At 70.5% G+C, this 26,811-nt stretch carries 24 protein-coding genes; 3 read left to right on the plus strand and 21 right to left on the minus strand.

Features of this window, described 5'->3' with window-relative positions; genetic code table 11:
* Positions 1-4: 4 nt before the first annotated feature.
* The 10 genes from ACFZA2_RS01535 to prmC all read right to left on the minus strand — a co-directional run bounded on the left by ACFZA2_RS01535 (position 5) and on the right by prmC (position 8,671).
* Complete coding sequence (locus tag ACFZA2_RS01535) at positions 5-907, minus strand: F0F1 ATP synthase subunit gamma (RefSeq protein WP_391399686.1); 903 nt, start codon at positions 905-907, stop codon at positions 5-7.
* Between the two features lie 26 nt (positions 908-933).
* The gene (atpA, locus tag ACFZA2_RS01540; protein WP_136587853.1) at positions 934-2,565 is read right to left on the minus strand and encodes a F0F1 ATP synthase subunit alpha; all 1,632 of its coding nucleotides are present in this window, start codon (positions 2,563-2,565) and stop codon (positions 934-936) included.
* A 62-nt stretch (positions 2,566-2,627) separates the two neighbouring features.
* Positions 2,628-3,416, minus strand: coding sequence for a F0F1 ATP synthase subunit delta (locus ACFZA2_RS01545; RefSeq protein ID WP_391399689.1), 789 nt, complete (start codon positions 3,414-3,416; stop codon positions 2,628-2,630).
* Positions 3,416-3,973, minus strand: coding sequence for a F0F1 ATP synthase subunit B (locus tag ACFZA2_RS01550; RefSeq protein WP_315993177.1), 558 nt, complete (start codon positions 3,971-3,973; stop codon positions 3,416-3,418). Before ACFZA2_RS01550 ends, ACFZA2_RS01545 begins: the two co-directional genes overlap by 1 nt.
* A 34-nt stretch (positions 3,974-4,007) precedes the next feature.
* Entirely contained in the window at positions 4,008-4,241 is a 234-nt protein-coding gene (gene atpE, locus ACFZA2_RS01555) for a F0F1 ATP synthase subunit C (RefSeq protein ID WP_043360904.1), read from the minus strand.
* A 44-nt stretch (positions 4,242-4,285) separates the two neighbouring features.
* Entirely contained in the window at positions 4,286-5,098 is an 813-nt protein-coding gene (gene atpB, locus ACFZA2_RS01560) for a F0F1 ATP synthase subunit A (RefSeq protein ID WP_391401482.1), read from the minus strand.
* A 212-nt stretch (positions 5,099-5,310) separates the two neighbouring features.
* A complete protein-coding gene (locus ACFZA2_RS01565; RefSeq protein ID WP_391399694.1) occupies positions 5,311-5,799 on the minus strand; it encodes a hypothetical protein in 489 nt (162 codons plus the stop codon).
* Positions 5,796-6,971 (minus strand): MraY family glycosyltransferase, encoded by a 1,176-nt coding sequence (locus ACFZA2_RS01570; RefSeq protein WP_391399697.1) that lies wholly within the window; start codon positions 6,969-6,971, stop codon positions 5,796-5,798. The genes ACFZA2_RS01565 and ACFZA2_RS01570 overlap by 4 nt, the downstream gene beginning before the upstream one ends.
* Positions 6,968-7,726, minus strand: coding sequence for an L-threonylcarbamoyladenylate synthase (locus ACFZA2_RS01575; protein ID WP_315993180.1), 759 nt, complete (start codon positions 7,724-7,726; stop codon positions 6,968-6,970). Before ACFZA2_RS01575 ends, ACFZA2_RS01570 begins: the two co-directional genes overlap by 4 nt.
* Before the next feature lie 51 nt (positions 7,727-7,777).
* Positions 7,778-8,671, minus strand: a complete 894-nt coding sequence (prmC, locus tag ACFZA2_RS01580) for a peptide chain release factor N(5)-glutamine methyltransferase (RefSeq protein ID WP_391399701.1) — start codon at positions 8,669-8,671, stop codon at positions 7,778-7,780.
* 162 nt (positions 8,672-8,833) lie between these two features.
* Here prmC and cysK point away from each other — a divergent pair, with 162 nt between their 5' ends.
* From cysK to ACFZA2_RS01595, 3 genes are all read left to right on the plus strand, one after another.
* Positions 8,834-9,772: a cysteine synthase A gene (gene cysK / locus ACFZA2_RS01585; RefSeq protein ID WP_315993182.1), complete on the plus strand. Its 939-nt coding sequence runs from the start codon at positions 8,834-8,836 to the stop codon at positions 9,770-9,772.
* 1 nt (position 9,773) lies between these two features.
* Positions 9,774-10,343, plus strand: a complete 570-nt coding sequence (gene epsC / locus ACFZA2_RS01590; protein WP_391399705.1) for a serine O-acetyltransferase EpsC — start codon at positions 9,774-9,776, stop codon at positions 10,341-10,343.
* A gap of 192 nt (positions 10,344-10,535) precedes the next feature.
* The gene (locus tag ACFZA2_RS01595; RefSeq protein WP_391399707.1) at positions 10,536-11,936 is read left to right on the plus strand and encodes an amidase; all 1,401 of its coding nucleotides are present in this window, start codon (positions 10,536-10,538) and stop codon (positions 11,934-11,936) included.
* A gap of 3 nt (positions 11,937-11,939) precedes the next feature.
* Here ACFZA2_RS01595 and ACFZA2_RS01600 read toward each other — a convergent pair whose 3' ends face one another.
* The 11 genes from ACFZA2_RS01600 to ACFZA2_RS01650 form a co-directional block, all read right to left on the minus strand.
* A complete protein-coding gene (locus tag ACFZA2_RS01600; protein ID WP_391399710.1) occupies positions 11,940-12,536 on the minus strand; it encodes a GrpB family protein in 597 nt (198 codons plus the stop codon).
* Positions 12,537-12,600: 64 nt separating this feature from the next.
* Positions 12,601-13,677 (minus strand): peptide chain release factor 1, encoded by a 1,077-nt coding sequence (gene prfA / locus ACFZA2_RS01605; RefSeq protein WP_391401485.1) that lies wholly within the window; start codon positions 13,675-13,677, stop codon positions 12,601-12,603.
* A gap of 32 nt (positions 13,678-13,709) precedes the next feature.
* On the minus strand, positions 13,710-15,938 hold the full coding sequence (gene rho, locus ACFZA2_RS01610) for a transcription termination factor Rho (RefSeq protein ID WP_391399713.1): 2,229 nt from the start codon (positions 15,936-15,938) through the stop codon (positions 13,710-13,712).
* Positions 15,939-16,091: 153 nt separating this feature from the next.
* Positions 16,092-17,024 carry a homoserine kinase gene (thrB, locus tag ACFZA2_RS01615; protein WP_391399716.1) on the minus strand — a complete coding sequence of 311 codons (933 nt, stop codon included), beginning with the start codon at positions 17,022-17,024 and terminating at the stop codon, positions 16,092-16,094.
* Complete coding sequence (gene thrC, locus ACFZA2_RS01620; RefSeq protein ID WP_315993188.1) at positions 17,021-18,103, minus strand: threonine synthase; 1,083 nt, start codon at positions 18,101-18,103, stop codon at positions 17,021-17,023. The genes thrB and thrC overlap by 4 nt, the downstream gene beginning before the upstream one ends.
* Position 18,104: 1 nt before the next feature.
* Positions 18,105-19,427 (minus strand): homoserine dehydrogenase, encoded by a 1,323-nt coding sequence (locus ACFZA2_RS01625; protein WP_391399719.1) that lies wholly within the window; start codon positions 19,425-19,427, stop codon positions 18,105-18,107.
* Positions 19,424-20,854 (minus strand): diaminopimelate decarboxylase, encoded by a 1,431-nt coding sequence (lysA, locus tag ACFZA2_RS01630; RefSeq protein ID WP_391399722.1) that lies wholly within the window; start codon positions 20,852-20,854, stop codon positions 19,424-19,426. Before lysA ends, ACFZA2_RS01625 begins: the two co-directional genes overlap by 4 nt.
* A gap of 173 nt (positions 20,855-21,027) precedes the next feature.
* Positions 21,028-23,259, minus strand: a complete 2,232-nt coding sequence (locus ACFZA2_RS01635) for a M60 family metallopeptidase (protein ID WP_391399725.1) — start codon at positions 23,257-23,259, stop codon at positions 21,028-21,030.
* Between the two features lie 201 nt (positions 23,260-23,460).
* On the minus strand, positions 23,461-24,237 hold the full coding sequence (locus tag ACFZA2_RS01640; protein WP_391399728.1) for a DUF2993 domain-containing protein: 777 nt from the start codon (positions 24,235-24,237) through the stop codon (positions 23,461-23,463).
* Between the two features lie 3 nt (positions 24,238-24,240).
* Positions 24,241-25,905 (minus strand): arginine--tRNA ligase, encoded by a 1,665-nt coding sequence (locus tag ACFZA2_RS01645; protein ID WP_391399730.1) that lies wholly within the window; start codon positions 25,903-25,905, stop codon positions 24,241-24,243.
* 76 nt (positions 25,906-25,981) lie between these two features.
* Positions 25,982-26,791, minus strand: coding sequence for a transglutaminase family protein (locus ACFZA2_RS01650; protein WP_391399733.1), 810 nt, complete (start codon positions 26,789-26,791; stop codon positions 25,982-25,984).
* Between the last annotated feature and the right edge of the window lie 20 nt (positions 26,792-26,811).

The following is a 26,811-nucleotide window of genomic DNA, read 5'->3' on the forward strand; positions in this document are numbered from 1 at the left end:
GAACTTACTTGCCGGATGCCAGGGCATCGGCGCCGCCGACGATCTCGGCGATCTGCTGCGTGATCTCCGCCTGGCGCGCGTTGTTGCGCAAGCGGGTGTAGTCGGTGATGAGCTTGTCGGCGTTGTCGCTGGCCGACTTCATGGCCTTCTGCGTCGCGGCGTGCTTGGCGGCCGACGACTGCAGCAGGGCGTTGAAGATACGGCTCTGGACGTACGTCGGCAGGAGCGCGTCGAGAACCGTCTCGGCGTCCGGCTCGAACTCGTAGAGCGGGTAGACCTTGGACTGCGCGGGAGCCTCATCGGCCTCGAGCACCTCGAGCGGGAGCAGGCGCACGGACTCCGGCGACTGCGTCATCATGCTGACGAAGCGGTTGTAGACGAGGTGGATCTCGTCGACGCCGCCCTCGTTCTCCCCACCGGCGCGGTACGCCTCGATCACGGCATCCGAGATCTCTTCCGCGGTCGAGAACTGCGGGGTGTCGGTGTCGCCCACCCACTGCGCGACGCTCGGCATACGACGGAACTGGAAGTATCCGACGGCCTTGCGCCCGACCAGGTAGTAGACGACCTCCTTGCCCTGCGAGCGGAGGAGCTCGGCCAGCTCAAGACCCTCACGGAGGATCTGCGAGTTGAACGCGCCGGCGAGACCGCGGTCGGACGTGAAGATGACCACGGCCGAACGGCGGATGTTCTCGCGCTCGGTCGTCAGCGGGTGGTCGACGGAGGAGTGCGTGGCGACCGCCGAGACGGCGCTCGTGACGGCCCGCGCGAAGGGCGATGCCGCGCGCACACGCGCCATCGCCTTCTGGATGCGAGAGGCCGCGATGAGCTCCATCGCCTTGGTGATCTTCTTGGTGGTCTGAGCAGAAGAGATCTTCTGCTTGTAGACCCGCAGTTGTGCGCCCATGATTTACGTCCTCGTGTCGCCGCTACTCAGCGACGGCCCTTGACGATTCGCTCCTGGTTGACGTCTTCGGCCTCCGCGGCGTCGACCTTCTCGGCGCCGACGACGCTCTGGTCCTTGCCGGGCTGGAACTCCTTCGAGAACGCGTCGACGTGCTTCTCGAGCTCCGCGAGCGTGTCGTCGCCGAGCACGTTGGTCTCGCGCAGCGTGTCGAGCACGGTCGAGTTGCGGCGCAGGTAGTCCAGCAGCTCGCGCTCGAAACGCAGCACGTCGGACACCTCGACCGCGTCGAGCTTGCCGTTGGTGCCGGCCCAGATCGAGACGACCTGCTCCTCGACGGGGTACGGCGAGTACTGCGGCTGCTTGAGCAGCTCGGTCAGGCGCGCACCGCGGGCGAGCTGACGACGCGAAGCCGCGTCGAGGTCGCTCGCGAACATCGCGAAGGCTTCGAGCGAGCGGTACTGAGCGAGCTCGAGCTTCAGGGTTCCGGAGACCTTCTTGATCGACTTGACCTGAGCGTCACCGCCGACGCGGGACACCGAGATACCCACGTCGACCGCGGGACGCTGGTTGGCGTTGAACAGGTCGGACTGCAGGAAGATCTGGCCGTCGGTGATCGAGATCACGTTGGTCGGGATGTACGCCGAGACGTCGTTGGCCTTGGTCTCGATGATGGGCAGACCCGTCATCGATCCGGCGCCGAGCTCGTCGGACAGCTTCGCGCAGCGCTCGAGCAGACGCGAGTGCAGGTAGAAGACGTCGCCGGGGTAGGCCTCGCGGCCCGGCGGGCGACGCAGCAGGAGCGACACGGCGCGGTAGGCCTCGGCCTGCTTCGACAGGTCGTCGAAGATGATCAGGACGTGCTTGCCCTCGTACATCCAGTGCTGGCCGATGGCCGAACCGGTGTAGGGCGCGAGGTACTTGAACCCGGCGGGGTCAGAGGCGGGGGCGGCGACGATGGTGGTGTACTCCATCGCGCCGGCATCCTCGAGCGCGCCCTTCACCGAAGCGATGGTCGAGCCCTTCTGGCCGATGGCGACGTAGATGCAGCGCACCTGCTTGTTGACGTCGCCCGACTCCCAGTTGGCCTTCTGGTTGATGATCGTGTCGATCGCGATGGCCGTCTTGCCGGTCTGGCGGTCGCCGATGATGAGCTGACGCTGGCCGCGGCCGACGGGGATCATGGCGTCGATGGCCTTAATACCGGTCTGCAGGGGCTCGTGCACGCTCTTGCGCTGCATGACGCCCGGAGCCTGGAGCTCGAGGGCGCGGCGGCCGGTCGTCGCGATCTCGCCGAGACCGTCGATCGGGTTGCCGAGCGGGTCGACCACGCGACCGAGGTAGCCCTCGCCCACGCCGACCGAGAGCACCTCACCCGTGCGGGTGACGCTCTGGCCCTCTTCGATGCCGGAGAACTCGCCGAGCACGACGACACCGACCTCGTTCTCGTCGAGGTTCTGGGCGAGGCCGAGCGTACCGTCCGCGAAGCGGATGAGCTCGTTGGCCATGACGCCGGGGAGTCCCTCGACGTGGGCGATGCCGTCGGCCGCGTCGACGACGGCGCCGACCTCGGTCGCCGCGGCGCCGGTGGGCTCGTAGGCGTTGACGAAGTCCTTCAGCGCGTCACGAATGACGTCGGGGCTGATAGAGAGATCTGCCATTGTCTTCCTTCGTTCGTGGGGCCCTCGGCCCCCAAGATCACGCCCGCTCGGGCGGAAAGTCTTCAGCCGGCGATCCGCTGGCGGAGGTCGGCGAGACGTGCGGACACGCTCGCGTCGATGACGTCGTCGGCGACCTGCACGCGCAGACCACCGAGCACGGTCGGGTCGATCACGGTGTTCAGCGTGACAGCCGAGCCGTAACGTGCGCTGAGAGCGTTCTGCAGACGGGTCTGCTGGTCGGCGCTCAGCGGTGCGGCGGCGGACACGGTGGCCACGATGCGCGATCGCTGATCGGCCACGATGCGCTCCGCGCGGCGGAGCAGGGCACGGACCCGACGACCGCGCGCGTGCTCGACGAGCGACGACACGATCAGGGCGGTGCCGGCGCTCGCGCGCCCATCGAGGAGGGTCGAGACGAGCGTGCCCTTCGCGGATGCGTCGCCGAGACGGCCACCGAGCGCGAGCTCCAGCTCGCCGTTGGAGGCGACCGTGCGCGAGAACGAGAAGAGCTCGGCCTCGATGTCACCGGTCTCGGCGACCGAGGTGGCCCGCACAGCGAGCTCCTCGAGTCCCTCCACGAACTCCGCGGCGCTGGACCAGCGCTGCTGAGCCGCGCGAGAGAGCAGCTCCACCGTGGCAGGCCGGTACGACGGACCGAACACGGCCGAGACGAGCGCCGCCCGGGCTCCCGCCGGCACCGACGAGTCGGACAGCGCGCCGCTCAGCTGCGCCGATCCGCTCACGGCGGCCACGGCAGCGAACAGCTCGCGTGCGACGTCGAGATCGACACCCGACGCGGAGGCCAGGGCCTCCGACGTCGCGGTCCGGGCCTGAGTGGTCGCGCTGCCCATTACTTGGCCGCCTTCTCGGAGGCCTCGAGCTCGGCGAGGAAGCGGTCGACCACGGCGTTGGCGCGCGCGTCGTCCGACAGGGTCTCACCGATCACGTTGCCGGCGAGGTCGACCGCGAGGGTACCGACCTCGGAGCGCAGCTGCACGAGGGCCGTCTGACGCTCGGCCTCGATCTGCGCGTGCGCGCTGGCGGTGATGCGGGCTGCCTCGGACGCAGCGGTCTCCTTGGCCTCGGCGACGATCTTGCGACCGTCCTGGGTTGCGGACTCGCGGATCTCACCGGCTTCGCGGCGCGCCTCGGCGAGCTGCGCGGTGTACTCCTCGAGGGCGGCCTCGGCCTGTCGCTGAGCCTCGTCGGCCTTGGCGATGTTGCCCTCGATGGCAGCACTGCGCTCGTCGAGCAGCTTCGCCATCCGCGGCAGGGCCACACGCCACACCACGAAGATGATGACGACGAAGCACACGGCCGACCAGATGATGTCGTACCACGCCGGGATCAGCGGGTTGTGCGCCTCTCCCGCGGGCTCCGCGGCGAGTGTGACAAGAGCGTTCAGCATCCTGTCTCCTTACAGTGAGTCGAGAGCGGCCGGTTCAGGTGAAGATGAAGCCGGTCGCGATACCGATGAAGGCGAGCGCCTCGGTGAAGGCGATACCGATGAACATCAGGACCTGCAGGCGGCCCGCGAGCTCGGGCTGACGGGCGACGCCCTCGATCGTCTTGCCGACGACGATGCCCACGCCGATGGCGGGGCCGATGGCGGCGAGGCCGTAGCCGATCGTGGCGACGTTACCGGTGACCTGGGCGAGAACCGTAGTTGCGTCCACGGGTTTTTTCCTTTCGTTGGGTGGCTCGGCGTGCGCCGGGCCGCTCAGTGCTCTTCTGCGACCGCGAGCTGGATGTAGACCGCGGTGAGGATCGCGAAGACGTACGCCTGGAGGAAGGCGACGAAGATTTCGAACAGGGTGAAGGCGAAGCCGAATGCGAGGGAGCCGGCGCCGAGCGCCGTCCACCAACCGCTGAGCCCGACCACGAAGAACTGGGTGGCCGAGAAGAACAGCACCAGCATGAGGTGGCCGACGACCATGTTCATCAGAAGACGCAGCGTCAGGGTGACGGGGCGGATGATGAAGGTCGAGAGGAACTCGAGCGGGACGATGATGATGTACAGCGGCCACGGCACGCCCGAGGGCAGCAACGCGTTCTTGAAGAAGCCGCCGGGGCTCTTCTTGATGCCGGCGTAGATGAAGGTGACGTACGCGACGATCGCGAGCAGCAGCGGCACGGCGATGACGCTCGTACCGGCGATGTTCAGGAACGGGATGACACCCGTGATGTTCATGAACAGCACCATGAAGAAGATCGTGGTGAGGATCGGCAGGAACCGCTTGCCGTCCTTGCGACCCAGGATGTCTTCGGCGATGTTCACGCGGACGAAGTCGAGGCCCATCTCGGCGATGCTCTGGAAGCGGCCGGGGACGACCTTCATGCGGCGGGTGCCCAGCACGAGGAAGAGGATCAGCGCGAGCGTCGCCAGCATCTGCGTGAGGTTGATGCGGGTGATCGCGAAGATCGTGCCCTCGAACAGGACCGCGTCGGGGAAGAACTCGGAGATGGAGGGCGGGTGGAACTCCGCACCCGCAGACGCGAAGTTCGTGATCAGGGTCGCAGCTTGAGTGGACAGCGCTGGCTCCAGCTTCGGGGCATCGGTGTGAACCGTTGCGACGATGGTCGGTGATGGTACCCGAAGTGCGAACCTGGAGAAGATTTCCCATCGCGGGCGGGTACTTATGCCACCCTATCAAACTCCCGGCGAATCCATGAGTCCGCGGAAGGCGATCGTCTCGCCGCCGGACTAACGTGCGCGACGGGGCGGGCGGGTGGGTTATGGGCCGGTCAGGCGCGCCGTTCGCCCGCTTCGGGGTCGGTGGGGAGCGTGATGTCGCTGACGCTGGGGATCCGCATGCGCAGGAGGACCACCACGTCGACGGCGAGGGACGCGATCACGCTGACGACCAGTGCGACGTAGAACACCACCGGATCGACCCAGTCCTGTCCGCGCAGCACGACGATCGCCACGATAAACAGGATGAGCTTCAGCAGCCACCCCCCGAGCACGATGCCGAAGAAGATGGGCACGTAGAGCGGGTCGCCGAACCACCGGTTCGCGACGAGGATGCTCGTCGCGGTGACGGCGAGGAAGATCGCGCTCACGGCCACCCCCGCGAGGGCGCTGCCGAGGCCGCCCGCTCCCCCGACGGCGAAGCCGACGACGCCGCCCACGACCAGGAGCACCGCGGTGACGACACCGCCCCACACCAGCGCGGTGCGCAGCACGGGCGTACTGGAGAGAGGTCGACGGGGGGCGGGAGAGACGCTGCTCATGAAGGGGACTCCGGTCGGGTGGGTCGGACGCGACGGGAGAGCCGCCGCAGACGATGCGTTGAGGGAAGGAGGGTCAGGACGGCGCAGGCGATGACGCCGGTCACGCCGAAGGCGATCCCGATGGCGTAGTCGCCGGGCCAGCTCTGCTGGGTACCGATGTACATGAGCAGGAACGCGAGGCTCACCACCGCGGTCCAGCTGTAGAAGATCAGGACGGCATCCCGGTCGGTGTGGCCCATGTCGAGCATGCGGTGGTGCAGGTGCTTGCGGTCGGGAGAGAAGGGCGAGCGACCGGCCCATTGGCGCCGTGCGACCGCGAGGCCGAAGTCCAGCAGGGGCAGCAGCACGATGACCACCGGCAGCAGGATGGGGATGAAGGCACCCAGGAGCTGCGAGCGGCCGATCTTCTCGGGGTCGAGCACCGCCGGGTCGAGCTGACCGGTGATGGCGACCGCCGAGCTGGCCATCAGCAGGCCGAGCATGAGGGCCCCGGCGTCGCCCATGAAGAGCTTCGCGGGCGTCCAGTTCATCGGCAGGAAGCCGAGGCAGGCGCCGACCAGGACCGCCGCGATGAAGGAGGCCAGGTTGAAGTACGTGCTGGCCCCGGTATCGCGTACCAGCAGGTAGGAGTAGGCGAAGAAGACGCCGTTGGCGATGAGGCAGACACCGGCGACGAGGCCGTTGAGTCCGTCGATGAAGTTGACGGCGTTCATGACGACGACGAGCGCGAAGACGGTGAGCAGGAAGCTCACCCAGCTCGATCCGACCGTGAGGGCGCCGATGGGCAGCGAGAGGATCTGCAGCTGCCCGAACCACGCGATGATCCCGGCGGCGACGAACTGCGCACCGAGCTTGATCATCCAGTCGAGATCCCACAGGTCGTCGGCCACTCCGACCAGGACGATGAGCAGCACCGCGCCCAGGAGCGAGAGCACCGGGACGGGATCGGTCCAGAAGATCGAGAAGTAGGGGTTCCGGCTCGACAGGGCGAAGGCGGCGACCACGCCGAGGAACATCGCGACCCCGCCCAAGCGGGGCGTGGGCGTCTTGTGCACATCCCGATCCCGGATGCCGGGATACAGCTTGAAGCGCAGGGCGAGCTTCCACACCACCCACGACAGCGCGAGCGTGACCGCCGCCGTGAAGAGGATGGTGAGGAGGTACTGGGTCACGGACCCGGAGCCTCGTCATCCGGGGCTGCGTCGTCCGGGGAGACGTCGGAGGGCGCGCCCGCCGGGGTCGGGGCGTCGCGGTCGTCGACCGGGTCGGGCTCGAGCAGATCGCCGAGCACCTCGCGGAGGCGTTCGCGGGAGACGGCGCCCTCGCGGAGGACGCGCACCACCGGCTCGGACCCGCCGACGAGCAGCGTGGCGTCGACGATGGTCGACGCGACCCCCGTCTCGCTCACACCGGCGTCGAGGTAGGCCGAGACGCTGTCGCCGAGCATGTCGCGCGCGGCGTCGATGTCGACGGCGGCCGGCATGCCGGTCAGGTTGGCGCTCGACACCGCGAGGGGGCCGGTCTCTTCGAGCAGTTCGAGGGTGAGCTTCTGCGCCGGCATGCGCACCGCGACCGTGCCGTGCGTGTCGCCCAGGTCCCACGACAGCGACGGCTGCGCGGGGAGCACGATCGTGAGGCCCCCGGGCCAGAACTCGCGGACGAGGTCGTCGACCGCGGGAGGAATCTCCGCGACCAGGGCGCGCAGCGTGCTCACACCCGCGACCAGGACGGGCGGCGGTTGCTGACGTCCGCGCCCCTTCGCTTCGAGGAGCCCCGCGACGGCGCGCGTGTTGAACGCGTCGGCGGCGATTCCGTAGACGGTGTCGGTGGGGAGCACGACGAGTTCGCCTCGGCCGATCGCCTGACGCGCGTGGCGCATCCCGGACAGCAGCTGCGACTCGTCACGGCAGTCGTAGACGGGTGACATGTCGCGCGCCAGTCTAGTCGCGCCGTGCGCGGCGCGTCGTCACCCGGTGCGTCAGGGGCGGATCGCGGTGGTCGCGCGGTCGCGCGTGGTCAGGTCGGGATGAGTGGATGCCGAGCGCCACCCATCGGCGGTGAGGAGGGCGCGGATCGCCTCCCCCTGCCATTCCCCGTGCTCGATGACGATCGTGCCGCCGGGGTGGGCGAGTCGGAGACCCACCCGGCTGAGCTCGCGAACGGCATTCAGGCCGTCGGGGCCGCCGTAGAGGGCGGCGGGCGGGTCGAACAGACGCACCTCGGGATCGCGGGGGATGGCGTCGTCGGGCACGTACGGCGGGTTGGACGCGACCACCGACACCGTCCCGTCGAGTTCGGGGAACGCGTCGGCGAGGTCGATGAACGCGAGCGAGAGGTTGTCGGCGCCAATGAGGGCGTGGTTCTGTTTCGTCCAGATGAAGGCGTCGACGCTGTTCTCCGCCGCGTAGACGCGCGCGTGCGGCACCTCGGTCGCCATCGCGAGCGCGATCGCGCCGCTGCCGGTGCCGAGGTCGACGGCGACGGGGGCGTCGGAGGCCGCCGCTCGTAGGGCGTCGATCGCGAGCTGGGCCACCATCTCGGTCTCGGGGCGCGGGACGAACACGCCGGGGCCGACGGCGAGCCCCATCGACCGGAAGGGGGCGCGTCCGGTGAGGTGCTGGAGGGGCTCGCGCGCGCAGCGGCGGTCGACGAGGGGCGCGAGGGCGGTGGCCGCCGAGTCGGGCATGCGGTCGCGGCGGATCGCCGCGGCCTGCACACCGCCTCGTGAGGACTCCAGCACATGGGCGACGAGCAGTTCGGCATCCACGTGGGGGTCGGGGACGCCCGCGCTGCGGAGGCGGGCTGCCGTGTCGCGGACGACGTCGGCGACCGAGGCGGCCGCGGGGGCGGGGAGAGGGGCGGTCTCAGGCATGACGGAAGCCCAGCCTAGTCGGGCGGTGTGCACGGTCCGGGCTCGCGTGGGGCCGACGGGTGCACGGGGGCGGGTCGTGTCGTCAAGCGGCGTCACACGAGCCGGCCCGTCGAAGGGCTCGCCTAAAATGATCGCGTCCCGACCGACGGCGAAAGGCGAGCCATGCCCGGCATCCACTCCGACATCACCTCTGCATTCGGCGACACGCCGCTCGTGCGGCTGAACCGCGTGGCGGAGGGCGCCGGCGGGCAGATCCTCGCGAAGCTCGAGTTCTACAACCCCGCCTCCAGCGTCAAAGACCGCCTCGGCATCGCGATCGTCGACGCGGCGGAGGCCTCGGGCGAGCTCAAGCCCGGCGGGACGCTCGTGGAGTCCACCAGCGGCAACACCGGCATCGCCCTGGCCATGGTCGGTGCCGCGCGCGGCTACAAGGTCATCCTGACCATGCCCGCCTCGATGTCGAAGGAGCGTCGCATCCTGCTCAAGGCGTTCGGCGCCGAGCTCGTGCTGACCGACCCCACCAAGGGCATGTCGCACGCGGTCGACGAGGCCAAGCGCATCGTCGCCGAGACCCCGGGCGCCGTGTGGGCCCGCCAGTTCGAGAACGAGGCCAACCCCGCCATCCACCGCAAGACCACCGCCGAGGAGATCCTGCGTGACACCGAGGGCGAGGTCGACTACTTCGTGGCCGGCATCGGCACGGGCGGCACCATCACCGGCGTCGGCCAGGTGCTCAAGGAGCGCAACCCCGACGTGAAGATCGTCGCCGTCGAGCCCGCCGACTCCCCCGTGCTCACCAAGGGGCACCCCGGGCCCCACAAGATCCAGGGCATCGGCCCGAACTTCGTGCCCGCCATCCTCGATCGCGACATCATCGACGAGGTGATCGACGTCGAGTTCGACGACGCGATCCGCCTGGCACGGGAGACGGCCGCGAAGGACGGCATCCTGGTCGGGATGTCGTCGGGTGCCGCCATCTGGGCGGCTCTCGAGGTGGCGCGGCGTCCCGAAGCGGCGGGCAAGAACATCGTCGTCATCATCCCCTCGTACGGCGAGCGGTACCTCTCGACCGCTCTGTACGAGCACCTGCGCGAAGACTGACGTGGGGGTCCTCTCCCGCATCCGAGAAGACATCGCCTCCGCCAAGCTCCGCGACCCCGCGGCGCGCGGCGGTCTCGAGATCGCGTTGCTGTACCCCGGGTTGCACGCCGTCTGGGCGCACCGCGTCGCGCATCGCCTGTGGTCGCGTGGGCTGCGCTTCCCCGCGCGCGCTCTCTCACAGGTCACCCGCTGGCTCACCGGCATCGAGATCCACCCGGGAGCGACGATCGGTCGACGCTTCTTCATCGACCACGGCATGGGTGTCGTCGTGGGCGAGACGGCGGAGGTAGGCGACGACGTCATGCTGTATCACGGCGTGACGCTCGGGGGTCGGCAGCGCGAGGGCGGCAAGCGTCATCCCACGCTGCACGACGGCGTCGCGGTCGGCGCGGGAGCGAAGATCCTGGGGCCGATCACCCTCGGCGCGCGCACCGTCGTGGGCGCGAACGCGGTCGTCACCCGAGACGCCCCGGCCGACAGCGTGCTGGTGGGCGTGCCCGCGAAAGCGCGCACGCGGCGCAGCGGCGAAGACACCCGCGCTCTGCTCACGACCCCGGAGTACTGGATCTGAGCCGCATCCTCGAACGCGGCGCGGGGACCGGTCAACGGCCGGTTCCGCGCCGCCCGACGCCGCGGGGCGCGCGGCCGGCGAACGGTCGGTTCCGCGACGCTCGGCGCCGGCGCCGCCCGCTCGTTCGCACGCCGAGGCGTCGGTGCACCTCCCGCCCGCTGCGGTGACCGGGGCTCGCCCTAGGCTCGAGACATGACCCGTCTGCACGATCTGTCGCTCGCCGCCCAGGTCGACGCCCTTCGACGCGGCGAGCTCGCGCCGACCGACCTCACCGCTCACTATCTCGACCGAGCAGAGCGCTTCGCCGACCTCGGCGCGTTCGCCGAGGTCTCCCCCGACGCAGCGCGGCAGCGCATCGCCGAGCTGCCGCCGTCGCCGCGCGGAGCGCTCTGGGGCGTCCCCCTCGCCGACAAGGACCTCGTGGCGCGGGCGGGAGTGCCCACCCGCTACGGCTCGCGCTCGCGCGCCGATCACGTGCCCACGGCGTCCGACCCCCTCGCCGCGGCCCTCGACGCCGCCGGCGCCGTGAACATCGGCAAGACGTCCACGTCGGAGTTCGGCCTCACCGGTTTCACCGAACCCCTCATCCACTCCCCGGCGCGCGACCCCTGGCGCCTCTCCGCCGGAGCCGGCGGTTCGAGCGGAGGAGCGGCCGTCGCGGTGGCCGCGGGCCTGCTGCCCGCCGCCGTGGGATCGGACGGCGGGGGGTCCATCCGCATCCCCTCGGCGACGGTCGGCGTCCTGGGCCTGAAGCCGTCGCGCGGGCGCCTGCCGCTCGGTTCCGGTTTCGATTCGCCGGACGGGTTGTCGGTGACCGGGCCGATCGCGCGCAGCGCGGAAGACGCCGGCCTCCTCCTCGATGCTCTGATCGATCTCGCGCCCTTCTCGTACGCCACGACGGCGCCGGGCGGCGGACCCTTCGTCGACGCGGCCCGGCGCGAGCCACGGGAGCTGCGCATCGGCGTCACGACCGTTTCACCGTGGGACGACGACGAGGACATCGCGCTCGATCCGGACGCCCGCGCGGCGGTCGAGGTGACAAGCGCCTGGCTGAGCGACGCCGGACACGCGGTGACGGATGCCGACTGGCATCCGTGGGGCTATGCGGAGCTGTTCCACGTGCTCTGGCGCGCCAGCGCCGCTCGCGTGCCGCTCACCGACGACGACATGGACTTCGTCGAGCCGCTCACCGCGTGGCTGGTGCGGGAGGGCCGACGGTTGTCGGCGCTCGACCTCCTGAACGGGCTCGCCGCCGCGCGGGCGTTCGAGCGCCGCACGATCGCCGACTTCTCGGCTTTCGACGCCGTGCTGACCCCGGCCCTCGCCCAGCCTCCCCAGCCCGTGGGGTCCTACGCCGGGCACTCTCCCCAACGCACCTTCGCGATGCAGGTCGAGTACGCGCCGTACTCGAGCTTCGTCAACGTCGCGGGCCTCCCGGCGCTGACGATGCCGGTGACCGCGGATGCCGAGGGCCATCCCGTGTCGGCGCAGCTCGTCGGCAGGCCCGGTGGCGAGGCGGTGCTGCTGTCGCTCGCGTCGCAGCTGGAGGCGCGACGCGGGCCTCTCCCCCACCCGCCCGCGTGGATCGACTGAGACCTATCCGGAGATCAGCCCCGCGGCGACGAACGCGCGGGCGTAGATCGCCCGGACGGTGGCCTGCTTGCGCTCGTTGTAGGCGCTCATGAGACCGTCCTCGGCGACCTCGCGCTTCACGCGCGCGTAGAGCGCCCGGTCGTCGGCATCCACCCGCAGATGGTCGCGGAAGAGCAGGTGGCGGGCGGCTTCCGGGCTGTCGGGCGGCCAGACGTGCAGGTGGACGGCGGGCTCGCTCGCGACCAGGAGCCGGTGCCCGAGCCACCACGGCTCGCGCACGCGCAGGGCGAAGCCCGCGGCCTCGAGGGCGGGCACGTACGCATCCTCGTCGTCGGTGTCGGCGACGGTGAGATCCACGTCGATCACGGGCTTCGCCGCCAGCCCGGGCACCGCGGTGGAGCCGACGTGGTCGACGCGTATCGCCCGCTGCCCGAGAGCGTCGTGGATGCGATCGCGCACCGTCGCGAAGGTCAGGGGCCAGGTGGCATCCGCGTCGACGATCTCGATCCGCCGTGCCTGCTCGGGCTCCCCCACCCACGGCGAAACACCGGGAGGCGGGGGTGCGTCGTCGAACGCGACGATGCGGGCGGCGGAGAGCACCCCTCGACCCTACGACAGACGAGTCGGACCGTCCGGTCGGCCATCGACGAGGGCGGTCGGCAGGTCAGCCGTCGGCGAGGGCGGCGAGTCGCGCCTCTTCGTCGGCGGTGATCGCCGATTCGATGATCGGGCCGAGAGCGCCGTCCATGACCTGGTCGAGGTTGTACGCCTTGAATCCGGTGCGGTGATCCGCGATGCGGTTCTCGGGGAAGTTGTACGTGCGGATCCGCTCGGAGCGGTCCATGCCGCGGATCTGCGAGCGCCGCGCGTCGGCGGCGACGGCGTCGCGCTCCTCCTGCTGCTTGGCGAGCAGCCGGGCGCGCAGCACGCGCATGCCGGCCTCGCGGTTCTGCAGCTGCGACTTCTCGTTCTGCATGGACACCACGATGCCCGTGGGCACGTGGGTGATGCGCACGGCGGAGTCGGTGGTGTTGACCGACTGCCCACCCGGTCCCGAGGAGCGAAAGACGTCGATCTTGAGGTCGTTGGGGTCGATCGCGACCTCTTCGGGCTCGTCGACCTCGGGGAACACCAGTACACCCGTCGTCGACGTGTGGATACGGCCCTGCGACTCGGTCGCGGGCACGCGCTGCACGCGGTGCACGCCGCCCTCGTACTTCAGGTGCGCCCAGACGCCCTGCGCGGGGTCGCTCGAGGAGCCCTTGATGGCGACCTGGACGTCTTTGTATCCGCCCAGGTCGGATTCGGTGCGCTCGAGCAGTTCCGTCTTCCACCCCATGGATGCCGCGTACTGCAGGTACATACGCAGCAGATCGGCCGCGAAGAGGGCGCTCTCCGCTCCCCCCTCGCCGCCTTTGATCTCCATGATGACGTCACGCGCGTCGTCCGGGTCGCGCGGGATGAGCAGGCGCCTCAGACGCTCCTGCGTCTGCGCCACGCGCTCCTCGAGGGCGGGGACCTCCTCGGCGAAGGCCTCGTCTTCACGGGCGAGTTCGCGTGCCGCGTCGAGGTCGTCGGACGCCGCGGTCCACGCTTCGTGGGCCGCGACGATCCGCGACAGTTCGGCATAGCGCCGGTTGACGCGCTTGGCGCGCGCGGCGTCCGCGTGCACGGCCGGGTCGGAGAGCTCCTCCTGAACGGCCTTGTGCTCCTCGAGCAGGCCGCGGACCGACTCGAACATCGCGGGCTCCGCCATCGCGCCAGCTCCCCCGATCAGCGGATGCTGTTGTCGTCTCCGCCGCGCGCGGGCGCCGGGATCGACTTCTGCATCTGCACGAGGAACTCGACGTTGGACTGCGTCTCCTTGAGCTTGCCGAGCACGACCTCGAGAGCCTGCTGCGGCTCGAGACCGGCCAGGGCGCGGCGGAGCTTCCAGGTGATCTTGACCTCGTCGGGCGAGAGCAGCATCTCTTCGCGGCGCGTGCTCGACGCGTTGACGTCGACGGCCGGGAAGATGCGCTTGTCGGCGAGCTGGCGGTTCAGACGCAGCTCGCTGTTGCCCGTGCCCTTGAACTCCTCGAAGATGACGTCGTCCATCTTCGACCCGGTCTCCACGAGCGCGGTCGCGAGGATCGTGAGCGATCCGCCGTTCTCGATGTTGCGCGCGGCGCCGAAGAAGCGCTTCGGCGGGTACAGCGCCGACGCGTCGACGCCACCGCTGAGGACGCGGCCGGAGGTGGGGGCGGCGAGGTTGTACGCGCGGCCGAGACGGGTGATCGAGTCGAGCAGCACGACGACGTCGCGACCGAGCTCCACGAGGCGCTTCGCGCGCTCGATGGCGAGCTCGGCGACGGTGGTGTGGTCTTCCGCCGGACGGTCGAACGTCGAGGCGATGACCTCGCCGCGCACCGTGCGCTGCATGTCGGTGACCTCTTCGGGGCGCTCGTCGACGAGCACGACCATGAGGTGAACCTCGGGGTTGTTGTGCGCAATCGCGTTGGCGATCTGCTGCAGCACGATCGTCTTGCCCGCCTTCGGGGGCGCGACGATGAGACCGCGCTGACCCTTACCCACCGGGGCGACCAGGTCGATGATGCGCTGCGTGAGCTTCTCGGGACCGGTCTCGAGGCGCAGGCGCTCCTGCGGGTAGAGCGGCGTGAGGTTGTTGAACTCGACACGGGCGGCTGCGTCGTCGACCGACAGCCCGTTGATCGAGTCCACCTGCACGAGGGCGTTGTACTTCTGGCGGCCCTGCTGCTCGCCCTCGCGGGGCTGCTTGATCGCACCGACGACGGCGTCGCCCTTGCGCAGGTTGTACTTCTTCACCTGGCCGAGCGAGACGTAGACGTCGCTCGGACCGGGCAGGTAGCCGGTGGTGCGCACGAAGGCATAGTTGTCGAGCACATCGAGGACGCCGGCGATCGGGACGAGGACGTCGTCCTCGCCGATCTCGGTCTCGAACTCGTCGCCCGTCGTGTTCTGCCCGCGGCGCTTGTTGCGCTGGCGGTTGCGGCTGTTCGCCGGACCCTGCTGCTGCTGGGCCTGCTGACCGTTCTGGCCGTTGTTCTCGCGCTGACCGCTCTGCGAGCTCGCGTCGCGCTGACCGCTCTGCGTCGGCGCCTCGGCCTCGTCGGAGGACGTGGAGGCCGCGGCGTCGTTCTTCTCGGCGGCGTCGGCCTTGTTGCGGTTGCGGTTGCGCGACCGGCTCCGACCGCGACCGCGAGCCGGGGTCTCGTCGGTCTGCTCGGCGGAGTCGCCCGCGTCGGCGGCCTGCTCCGACTGCTCGGTCACGTTCTCGTCGTCGGGCGCCGCGTCGGCGGCGACGTCGGCGGCGGTCGTGACGGGCGTGGCGGGCTCCTCGGCCGGGGCGTCGGCGGCCGGAGCCTCGGATGCCGGAGCCTCGGATGCCGGGGCCTCGGATGCCGTGGCCTCCGCGGCGGCCTCGTCGGAGGGCGCGGTGGTCTCGGTGTCGGCGGGCGCGCTGGCGGCCTCGGCCGCGGCAGCCTCGGCAGCGGCGGCCTCGGCAGCGGCGGCCTCGGCAGCGGCGGCCTCGGCGGCAGCCTTCTCCTCGGCGGTCGCGCTCTTGGCGCGGCGCGGCGCGCGCTTGCGGGGGGCGCGGGCGGGCTTCTCGGCCGGGGCCGGCTCCTCCGTGGCGGGCGCGTCGGCGGCGGCGTCGTCCGCAGCCGCAGCAGCGGCGGTGTCGGCAGCCGGCGCATCCGCGGTCGGCTCGTCCGCGGCCGGCGCGTCAGCCGACGGCTCCGCGGCGGGCGTCTCGACGGCGTCGGCCGGGAACAGCGCCTCGGGCTGCGCGTCGGCGGCGGCGGCGTCGGCCGGGGCGTCTGCGCCCTCGCCGTCGGTGGCCTCCGCCTCGGGTGCGTCGGCGGCGGGCGCGTCGGCCGCCGCGGTGTCGGTGCCGTCCGCCGCAGCCGTGGGCTGCTCCTCGGCGGGGTTCTCCGCGCTCTCGGGCGCGTCGACGGGCTGGGTCTCGGAGATGGACTCCACGAGTGCTCCTCAGAAAATGAAACGTGATCAGATCGCGCTTCGCCATGCAGAACGCAGACGAAGAGACACCAGCGGTTCGGAAGACTGCAGCCGATACCGGGTTCGCGATGTGTTGCGGATTTCGCAGGTGTGCAGAGGCTCAGATTCGCGAATTTACGCGGAACCCTCTGCGTTTTTCACTGTACCACCCTTGACGTCGACGGCGAGCATGAGGGCCTGCCACGGGGTGTCGACGACGGATGCCATAAGATCCGCCGCCGCGAGTCGCTGTCCGGGCCCGTCCGCGAGCACGAGCACGCTGGGGCCCGCCCCCGACACGACCGCCGCATACCCCTCGGCCCGCAGCGCCCGCACGAGCTTGTCGGTCTCGGGCATCGCCTGGGCGCGGTAGTTCTGATGCAGCTTGTCTTCGGTGGCCGCCATCAGCAGCTCGGGGCTCTGCGTCATCGCCGCGATCAGCAGGGCGGAACGCGAGACGTTGAACACGGCGTCCTCGCGGGGCACCTGCAGCGGCTGCAGGCTGCGCGCGACGGCGGTCGACATCGTGAAGCTCGGCACGAAGACCAGCGGCGAGACGCCGCGGTGCACGATGAGCTGCTTGTGCTGCGGGCCCTCGGCATCCATCCAGGCGATGGTCAGACCGCCGAACAGTCCGGGTGCCACGTTGTCGGGGTGGCCCTCCATCTCGGTGGCCAGGCGCAGGAGGTCGACGTCGCTGAAGGCGACCTCCCCCTCGAGCAGGCCCGTGGCGGCCAGGATGCCGGCCACCACGGCGGCACCGGACGAGCCCATGCCGCGCCCGTGCGGGATGACGTTGCGCGCGCTCAGCCGCAGACCGGGGAGGGTGCGGCCCACCGAGGCGTAGGTGTGCGCCATCGCGCGCACGACGAGGTGCGACGCGTCGCGGGGGACGTCGGCCGTCCCCTCCCCCTCGACCTCGATCTCGAGGCGGTCGCCGTCGAGCTGCTCGACGACGAGTTCGTCGTAGACGCTGAGGGCCAGGCCCAGGGTGTCGAAGCCGGGACCGAGGTTCGCGCTGGTGGCGGGAACGCGGACGGCGACCCGGCGACCGGGGCCTGAGCTCACGCGGTCACCGGCTGCAGGTCGAGCACGGAGGCGACCTCCGAGGTGGCGGCGTCGACCACGGTCGGCTCGACCGTCGTGCCGTCGGCCTTGCGCAGAGCCCACTGCGGGTCCTTCAGGCCGTGCCCGGTGACGGTCAGCACGACCTTCGCACCCGACGGGACGACGCCCGCCTCGGCACGGCTGAGCAGACCCGCGACGCTGATAGCCGACGCGGGCTCGACGAAGACGCCGACCTCGCCCGCGAGGATCTTCTGCGCCTCCAGGATGCCCTCGTCGTCGATCGCGCCGAACCAGCCGTCGGTGGCCTCGCGGGCCTCGAGAGCGAGCTCCCACGACGCCGGGTTGCCGATGCGGATCGCGCTGGCGATCGTCTCGGGGTTCTTCACGACCTCGCCGCGTACGAGGGGCGCGGACCCGGCTGCCTGCAGACCGAACATGCGGGGCACCTTCGTCGCGACGCCGCGAGCTGCTTCCTCGCGGTAGCCGCGCGAGTAGGCGGTGTAGTTGCCGGCGTTGCCGACGGGGATGAAGTGGAAGTCGGGGGCGTCGCCCAGCTGCTCGACGACCTCGTAGGCCGCGGTCTTCTGCCCTTCGATGCGGTCGGGGTTGACCGAGTTCACGAGGTGCACCGGGTAGTGATCGGCGAGCTCGCGCGCGATCTCGAGGCAGTCGTCGAAGTTGCCGCGGATCTGGATGAGACGGCCGTTGTGCGCCACCGCCTGGCTCAGCTTGCCCATGGCGATCTTGCCCTCGGGCACGAGCACCGCGGCGGTGATACCGGCGTGCGCGGCGTAGGCGGCGGCGGAGGCCGAGGTGTTACCGGTGGAGGCGCAGATGACGGCCTTGGCGCCGTGCTCGACGGCGCGCGAGAGCGCCACGGTCATGCCGCGGTCCTTGAACGACCCGGTGGGGTTCATGCCCTCGAACTTGACCCACACGTCGGCGCCGGTGCGGCGCGAGAGCGCCGGGGCGGGGATGAGGGGTGTGCCGCCCTCGCCGAGCGTGACCACGGTGGAGGCGTCGGTGACACCCAGACGGTCGGCGTATTCGCGGAGGACTCCGCGCCAGAGGTGAGCCATGTCAGTTCCCTTCCACGCGCAGCACGGAGACCACGCGCTCGACGACGCCGCTCGCGGCGAGACGCTCGACGGTCTCGCTCAGGTCCTGCTCGCGGGCCTTGTGTGTTCCGATGACCAGCCGGGCGGAACCGCCGGTCTGGGTGTTCTCGTCCGCCTCGATGACGGTCTGCTCGACGGTCGCGATCGACACGCGGCCCTCGCTCAGGATGCCGGCGACGGTCGCCAGCACGCCCGGCTGATCGTCGACCTCGAGCGTGATCTGGTAACGCGTGATGACGTGCCCGATCGGCACGGCCGGTAGGTTCGCGCGCGTGGATTCGCCCACCCCGACGCCTCCGGCGATGTGCCGGCGCGCCGCCGAGACGACGTCGCCGAGCACGGCGGAGGCCGTCTGCACGCCGCCGGCGCCCGCGCCGTAGAACATGAGGTCGCCGGCCGCCTCGGCCTGGACGAAGACGGCGTTGTTGGCGCCGTGGACGCTGGCGAGCGGGTGCGACCGATCGACGAGAGCGGGGTAGACGCGCACGGAGATGGACTCCGAGCCGTCGGCGGCCGTCAGACGCTCGCATACAGCGAGCAGCTTGATGACGTACCCGGCGTGACGAGCGGACTCGATCATCGCGGCGTCGACCGAGGTGATGCCCTCTCGGTGCACGGCATCCAGGGGAACCGTCGTGTGGAAGGCCAGGCTCGCGAGGATCGCGGCCTTCTGCGCGGCGTCGTAGCCCTCGACGTCGGCGGTGGGGTCGGCCTCGGCGTACCCGAGCTGCTGCGCCTGGGCCAAGACATCGGCGAAGTCGGCGCCCTCGGTGTCCATGCGGTCGAGGATGTAGTTCGTCGTGCCGTTGACGATGCCCATGATGCGCACGACGCGGTCGCCGGCGAGCGAGTCGCGCAGCGGACGGATGATCGGGATGGCACCGGCGGCGGCGGCCTCGTAGTACACCTCGGCGCCGACCTGGTCGGCGGCCTCGAAGACCTCGGAGCCGTGGGTCGCGAGCAGCGCCTTGTTGGCGGTGACGACGTCGGCGCCCGAGGCGATGGCGTGCAGCACCTGCGTGCGGGCCGGCTCGATCCCGCCCATGAGCTCGATCACGATGTCGCTGCCGACGATGAGGGTCTCGGCATCCGTCGTGAAGAGCTCGCGCGGGAGGTCGGCGTCGCGCTTGGAGTCGAGGTTGCGCACGGCGATGCCGGCGAGTTCGAGCTTGGCGCCCGCGCGGTCGGCGAGCTCGTCGCCGTGCTTGAGCAGCAGGTCGGCGACCTGCGAGCCGACGGCGCCGGCGCCGAGGAGCGCCACGCGGAGCGTGCGGTAGTCGGTCATGCGGTGTCTCCGTGGGGTGTTGCGGTGGGGGCGGATGCCGGGATGCCCGCGTCGCGCGAGAGCAGATCGTCGATGGTCTCGCCGCGCACGATCACGCGGGCCTGTCCCCCGCGCACCGCGACGACGGGCGGGCGGGGCGTGTAGTTGTAGTTGCTCGCGAGCGAGAAGCAGTAGGCGCCGGTGGCGGGCACGGCCAGCAGGTCGCCCGGTGTAACGTCGGCGGGGAGGTACTCGGCATCCACGACGATGTCACCCGACTCGCAGTGGTGGCCGACGACGCGCGAGAGCGCCGGGGTCTCGGAGCTCGTGCGCGAGACGATGCGCGCGGAGAAATCGGCGCCGTAGAGAGCGGGGCGGGCGTTGTCGCTCATTCCGCCGTCGACGCTGACGTAGGTGCGCTCGAGGTCCTCGGCGGCCATGACCGTCTTGACCGTCCCGACCTCGTACAGCGTCACCCCGGCCTGGCCGACGATGACACGACCGGGCTCGGTGGCGACGTCGGGCATCGGGATGCCGCGCACCGCGCACTCGTCGGCGATGGCGTCCAGGATGCCGTCGGCGATCTCCTCGATGGGCTTCGGGTCGTCGACCGAGGTGTACGAGATGCCGAAGCCTCCGCCGACGTTGAGGAGGGGGATCTCTCCCCCGGCCAGCAGGTCGGCGTGCAGGTCGACCAGGCGTGCGGCCGACTCGCGGAATCCGGATGAGTCGAAGATCTGCGAGCCGATGTGGGCGTGCAGGCCGACGAAGCGCAGGCTGGTGAGCTCGCGGATGCGTGCGACGGCTTCGGCAGCGCCCTCGAGCGAGAAGCCGAACTTCTGGTCTTCGTGCGCGGTCGCGAGGAACGCGTGGGTCTCGGCGTGCACGCCGGTGCGGACGCGCACGAGCACGGACTGCACGGCGCCGCGGCGCTCGGCGATCGCGGCCAGGCGCTCGATCTCGATGGGGCTGTCGACGACGACCGAGCCGATGCCGACCTCGACCGCGCGCTCCAGCTCGCGCGCGCTCTTGTTGTTGCCGTGGAAGCCGAGGCGCGCGGGGTCTGCTCCCCCGGCGAGGGCGACCTCGAGCTCGCCGCGCGTGCACACGTCGACGGAGAGTCCCTCGTCGACGACCCATCGCACGACCTCGGTCGACAGGAACGCCTTTCCGGCGTAGTAGACGCGAGCCCGGACCCCGTGACGCGCCGCCGCCGAGTCGAAGGCGGCGCGAGCGCGGCGGGCGTGCTCGCGCACCTCGTCCTCGTCGAGGACGTAGAGCGGGGTGCCGAAGCGGTCACGCAGATCGAAGACGGAGACGCCTCCGATCTCGACGGAGCCGTCGTCGACGCGACGAGCGGACGCGGGCCAGACGGGGGCGACGAGCTCGTTCGCTTCGGCCGGGGCGGTGAGCCACTCGGGCACGAGAGCGGAGTGCGAGGCGGACACAGAGGGACCAATCGGGTTTTGCGGCGACGCGACGGCCGCGGATCACGGCTGCCACCCCCGCGGAGAGTCACGCGGCGGGCAGCCCGATCAGTCTAGGGCACCGCGTATGCCGCTCCCTTCCCGTGTCCGGTGGCGCCGCCCCGCGTCCGCAGCCGCCGGGCTCCGGGCGGCCGTCAGACCACGAACCGCCCCCCGCGGATCGTCAGCGTCTGAGGCGTCGTGGACAGGGACCCGGTCTGCACGCTGTCCGCGTAGACGCGCACCCGGGAGGGCTCCGCGGCGTTGACGAGGAGACGATACCCGTTCGACACCGACATGCCGTCGAGCGCCGTCACGACCTTGTCGTGGGTGTCGTCCCCGTTCACGGTCACCGTGACGAGCGTCCGCCCCCGCGCGTTCTGCAGAGCGACCTGGTAGTACAGCTTCCCCTTGAAGTAGTAGTCGTGCGGGGCGACACCGGTCGAGGTGACCACGAGGCGCTTCCCGTCTCGGCTCATGCCGATCCATCCGGAACGGACGTCGTAGATGCCCACGAATCCGAGCGCCGAGGTGACGGTGACCGGAACCGTCCGCGACAGCGCCTCCTGCGTGGCATCCGATGACTGGAGGATCGCGAGAAGCCGCCCCTCCATCGAACCGACGTTGATCGCGACGGACTCGCGCGCGACGAGGGTGCTCGCCGACCCGGCGAGCGTCGACAGGCCGGTCACCTCGCCTGCCGACGTCGTCCGGTCGCCGAGGTACAGGCTCACGTTCGCCGTCGACAGTGCACCGATGGGGAGGTTGTACCCCACCTCCCGCTCGCGGTGCGCGTCGCGGGAGTCGATGGCGGTCCAGATCTGGTTCTGCAGCGCGGGATGCGCGCTCAACGTCGTCAGAACCGCTGACGTGATCGGAACGCCCCACGCGGTGAAGAACGGGCCGAGGTCGCGATCGGCCACCTGCGAGGCCACCTGGGCGAAGAGGTCCTTTTTGTCCTGGTCGGAAGAGGGCATCGACAGCCCGCGGATCCGTCGGACGCGGTACGCCTGATCGACCGCCGGATAGAACCCCTCGCCGAAGGACTGCCGGAGCTGATCGAAGAGAAAGAGCGGATAGAACGGATCCTCGTCCGTCAGCTGCGCGAAGCTCCGGTCCCCGACGGCCTGGGCGAAGTACCGCGCGATCCGGTCCTTGACCTCGGGCCACTCGTCCAGACGGTGGTGGCCGGTATGACGCTGTTGGAGGGCGAGCGAGGAGATGTTGACCGTCACCTCACCCAGTCCGCTCCACGTGTATGACGGGGTCTGGAACGTGTGTCCGACCTCGTGCCAGATGCCCCAGGAGTCGGAGTCGGCGAGCAGCGCCTCACTGGCACCCGTGTCGACCTGGAAGCACAGCCACTGACTCGTCGCGAACGCCCACCCCGCCCCACTGTCGGCGCCGCTGAAGTAGACGCGCCCGGGATGCTTGCGCGCCACCCCGACGGCGGCGTAACTGAGCCCGTAGACGTCGCAGGTCGAGGACAGCACGCGATCGAGCCGCGCCACGGTGTCGGCGGGATCCCACGCGACGTTCCGGGCGGCCATGTCGTCGATCACCCGTCGCTGAACGTCGACGAACACCCGGTCGCCGACGAGCGTGACGACGGGTGCCGACGACGCGGCCAGTCGGGAGGCGAACTCATCCGATGTCGTCCGGTCCTTCACCCACACGGGCTGCGCGGAGCCGCCCGACACCGTCAGCTCCACGGCCTGGTTGTCGGAGTGGTTGATGACGTAGACGATTCCGTCCTGGGCGGCGGTGATGCTCTGACTTCCCGTCGTCAGCGTCGTCACGGAGAGATCGGTGCCCGTGCCGCCGTTGAACGCCTTCCAGGGCCCGCGCGCGCCGATCGCGAGAGACAGGGTCGCCGGGGCCCCGTCCGGCACCTCCACCTGGAGCACCTGCTTCGTTCGCACGTGTCGTCCGGTGGGTTGCAGATCGCTGTGTGCGAAGCCCCGGTTCTCGACGGTCGCGATGTCGTCCTGGTACCCGTGCGCGAGCGCGAGGACGCGCGTCGAGGCGCCCGTTTCGTCGTGCCGGATGACGGTCGCCTCCCGCACCTCAAGCGCCGTGCTGGTCGCCCCCGAGGACGTGGATGCCGTGATGCCGAGGCTCCCGGGGGCGGCATCGGTGCGCACGCGCACCGACGTCGTGTACGCGCCCGAGGAGTCCGTGACGCCCGTCGGTCGTTCGATGATCGCGCGGGCGGGGTCGTCCAGCGAGAGGGACACGGCGTCGCCCGCGCGGGGCCGCCCATCCGGGCCGAGACTCGTGACCTGCACGGTCGTCGTCTCATCCGGGTAGGCGGACGCGCGGGACATCGTGAGCGTCACGCGGTCGGTCTGACTCGCCGCCGCGTGCGCGGGCAGCGCCGCACTCACGCTCAGAACGGGAATCGTCCACGCGCCCGCGGTGAGAACCCTGCGACGTGACACCGCGGACATGCCGACCTCCTCATGACGCGCCGCGGTCGCGGCATCCGTCCGTCGACCCCGACCATAGGCAGGCTCACGCCGGTCGGCGGTCGCGCTCACCGACGCGGAGGACGGGTGACGCGGTCGGTGATCGCGATGCGCGGCCGGTCAGCTGCAGGAGCCGTCGGCCTGAAGGGCGGGGTCGTTGAGAATCCCGCCCGCGAGGTCGAAGGCGGCCACGAGGCTCTGACCCTGCACCGTCGCGGAGGTCAGCGTGAGGCCGGCCGGCAGGCGATCGGCGATGCACAGGCTCTGCGGGCCGAGGACCGCGTCGGCCACGCCGCCGAACTGCGCGCGCAGCGTGTCGGCGTCGATGGTGTTGCCGCCGAGTTCGAACGACGTCGGGGTGAGGGTCAGGTCGCCGGACGCTGCGCCCGGGGTGACCGAGACGCCGACCGGGATGCCGACGCCGAAGAGCGACAGCTCGTTCGTGAAGGTGAGGTCGGGGGCGGCCATCGCCACCGTGCCCGACGGGAAGTCGGGGATCTGCGCGAGCAGCGTCCGCAACTGCTCCTCATCGAGACGCACCGAGGCCGATCCCCCGTCGGCAGGACCCTCACCCGACACCGGCACGCCCTGCATCTCCACGAGGACGTCACCGGTGATGGGGCCCAAGGTCACGTCGTCCGAGCTGACCGTGACGTCGTCGAGGCGCCCTGCGATCAGCTGCGGGAGCACGATTCCGCTCACCGACACGTCGAGGTTCTGATCGTCGGGCAGGCCGACGTTCTTCACGACCAACGAGCGGACCGTGTTCGTCACGAGGGAGCGTGCGATGAACTCGGCGGCCACCACGGCACCCGCCAGCAGCACGACGACCACGAGGAGGATCGCGATCCACCGACCTGAACGGCGGCGGGGGGCCACGGCATCCGCGTCCGTCATGGACTACATCCGCTCCGGAGCGCCGACGCCGAGCAGCGTGAGGCCGTTGCGGAGCACCTGACCGGTGGCGTCGTTGAGCCACAGGCGCGTGCGGTGCACCGACTCGACCGGGGCGTCACCGAGCGGGATGACGCGGCAGTTGTCGTACCACCGGTGGTACAGGCCGGCGAGCTCTTCGAGGTAGCGCGCGACGCGGTGCGGCTCGCGCACCTCGGCGGCGAACGCGACGACCCGGGGATACTCCTGCAGGGCACCGAGAAGCGCCGACTCGGTCTCGTGATCGAGAAGCTCCGGGGCGAACTCCGAGCGGTCGACACCCGAGTCGGCGGCGTTGCGTGCGACGTTGTGCGTGCGCGCGTGGGCGTACTGCACGTAGAAGACCGGGTTGTCGTTGGTGCGCTTCTGCAGGATCTCGGGGTCGAGCGTCAGCGGTGAGTCGGCCGGATACCGTGCGAGCGAGTAGCGCAGCGCGTCGGTGCCAAGCCACTGCTGCAGGTCGTCGAGCTCGATGATGTTGCCCGCGCGCTTGGACAGCTTGGCACCGTTGATCGACACGAGCTGTCCGATGAGCACCTCGATGTCCTTCTCGGGGTCGTCGCCCGCGGCGCCGGCGAGCGCCTTGAGACGGTGGACGTAGCCGTGGTGATCGGCGCCGAGGAGGTAGATCTTGTGCGCGAAGCCGCGGTCGCCCTTGTTGAGGTAGTAGGCGGCATCGGCGGCGAAGTACGTGTACTCCCCGTTGGAGCGACGGATGACGCGGTCTTTGTCGTCGCCGAAATCGGTGGTGCGCACCCAGACGGCGCCCTCGTCGTCGAAGACATGGCCCTGTTCGCGCAGACGGTCGACCGCCTCGTCGACGAGACTCGGCTGCGCATCGACGTGCGCGTGCAGCGTGCGCTCGGAGAACCAGACGTCGAAGTGGACGTTGAAGCGCTCGAGAGAGGCCTGGATCTCGCCCAGCTGGAAGCGATAGGCCAGTTCGGTGGCGACGGCCACCTGCTCGGCGCGATCGAGATCGCGCAGGTCGGGGCGCTCCGCCAGCACCCGCTCGGCGAGCGCTCCGATGTACGCCCCGCCGTATCCGTCGTCGGGGGTCGGCTCGCCGTGCGCCGCGGCCACGACGGAGCGGCCGAAGCGCTCCATCTGGGCGCCGGCGTCGTTGATGTAGAACTCGCGGACGAGCGTCGCACCGCTCGCGAGCAGCACGCGGGCGATGGCATCGCCGAGAGCCGCCCACCGGGTGTGGCCGATGTGCAGGGGTCCCGTCGGGTTCGCGCTGACGAACTCGAGGTTGATGGTGTTCCCGCGCTGCGAATCGTTCGTTCCGAACGCGGCGCCCTGCTCGACGACGACCTTCGCGAGCGCGCCGGCGGCAGCGGCATCCAGTCGGATGTTGATGAAGCCCGGGCCGGCGACCTCGACGCTCGCGACCCCGTCGACCGCCTCAAGACCGGCGGCGATCTCCGCGGCGAACTCGCGCGGGTTCGCTCCGACGACCTTCGACAGCTTGAGCGCCGCGTTGGACGCCCAGTCGCCGTGGTCGCGGTTCTTCGGCCGCTCCAGCGGGAGGTCGGCGGCGGTGATCCCCGCCGAGGAGCCCTCTCGTCGCGCCTCGGCGAGCGGGGCGATGACGGCGAGGAGGGCTGCGGAGAGGGCTGCGGGATCCATAACCCTGCAAGTCTAGGCGGAGCGGGGCGGGGCACCCTCCGTGACGACGAACCGCCGGAGGCGACCGCGGAGCGCGTCAGCCGATCTGCACCAGCGCGGCGTGGTCGTCGGGGGTCGTGGCATCCGGGGTCTCGTCGTCGAAGACCGCGTCGACGTGCAGGCGTTCCAGCCCCACGTATCCCCCGTGGTAGCTGAGGAAGGCGCAGTCGGCGGCGTCGCGCCCCGTCGCGATGCGGACGAGCGAGCGGCGATCCGCGAGACGGGTCGCGTCGACGACGTACCAGGCGCCGTCGATGTAGGCCTCGGCGACCGCGTGGAAGTCCATCGGCTCGAGGCCGGGGGCGTAGCACGCGGCATACCGCGCCGGCATGTCCATCGCCCGCAGGAGCGCGATGACGACGTGGGCGTAGTCGCGGCACACGCCCTGGCCGGTCATGAGCGTCGTGACCGCGCTGTCGGTGCCGAGGCTCAGGCCCGGGGTGTAGGTGACGGTGGATGCCACGAACGATGACACCGCGGTCAGCAGCTCTTCACCGGAGAGCCCGCGGAATTGGCGACGTGCCTGCGAGAACACCTCGTCGGACTGGCAGTAGCGGCTCGGGCGCAGGTAGGTGATGGTCTCGAGGTCGCTCGTGCGGGGGCTCTGCGCGGGACCGGCGACGACGGCGTCGTACCGCACCGTCAGGGGGCCCTGCTCGCCGGTGACGCGGTGAAGGCGACTGCCGGACTGGTCGACGATCTCGGTGGGCGTGTGCACGCGATCACCCTGCGAGAACGTCAGGTCCTCGCTCAGCAGAGGGACCCCCTGGGCGGCGGAGATCTGGAAGATGAGGTCGACGGATGCCCCGAGATCGAGGTCCAGTTCAGCGGTCACGCGGCGCGGCACCGGGCAATCCTCGCACGGTG

Origin of the sequence: Microbacterium sp. NPDC007973 (genome assembly GCF_042958465.1) — a bacterium.
In the GTDB taxonomy this organism is placed as follows: domain Bacteria; phylum Actinomycetota; class Actinomycetes; order Actinomycetales; family Microbacteriaceae; genus Microbacterium; species Microbacterium galbum.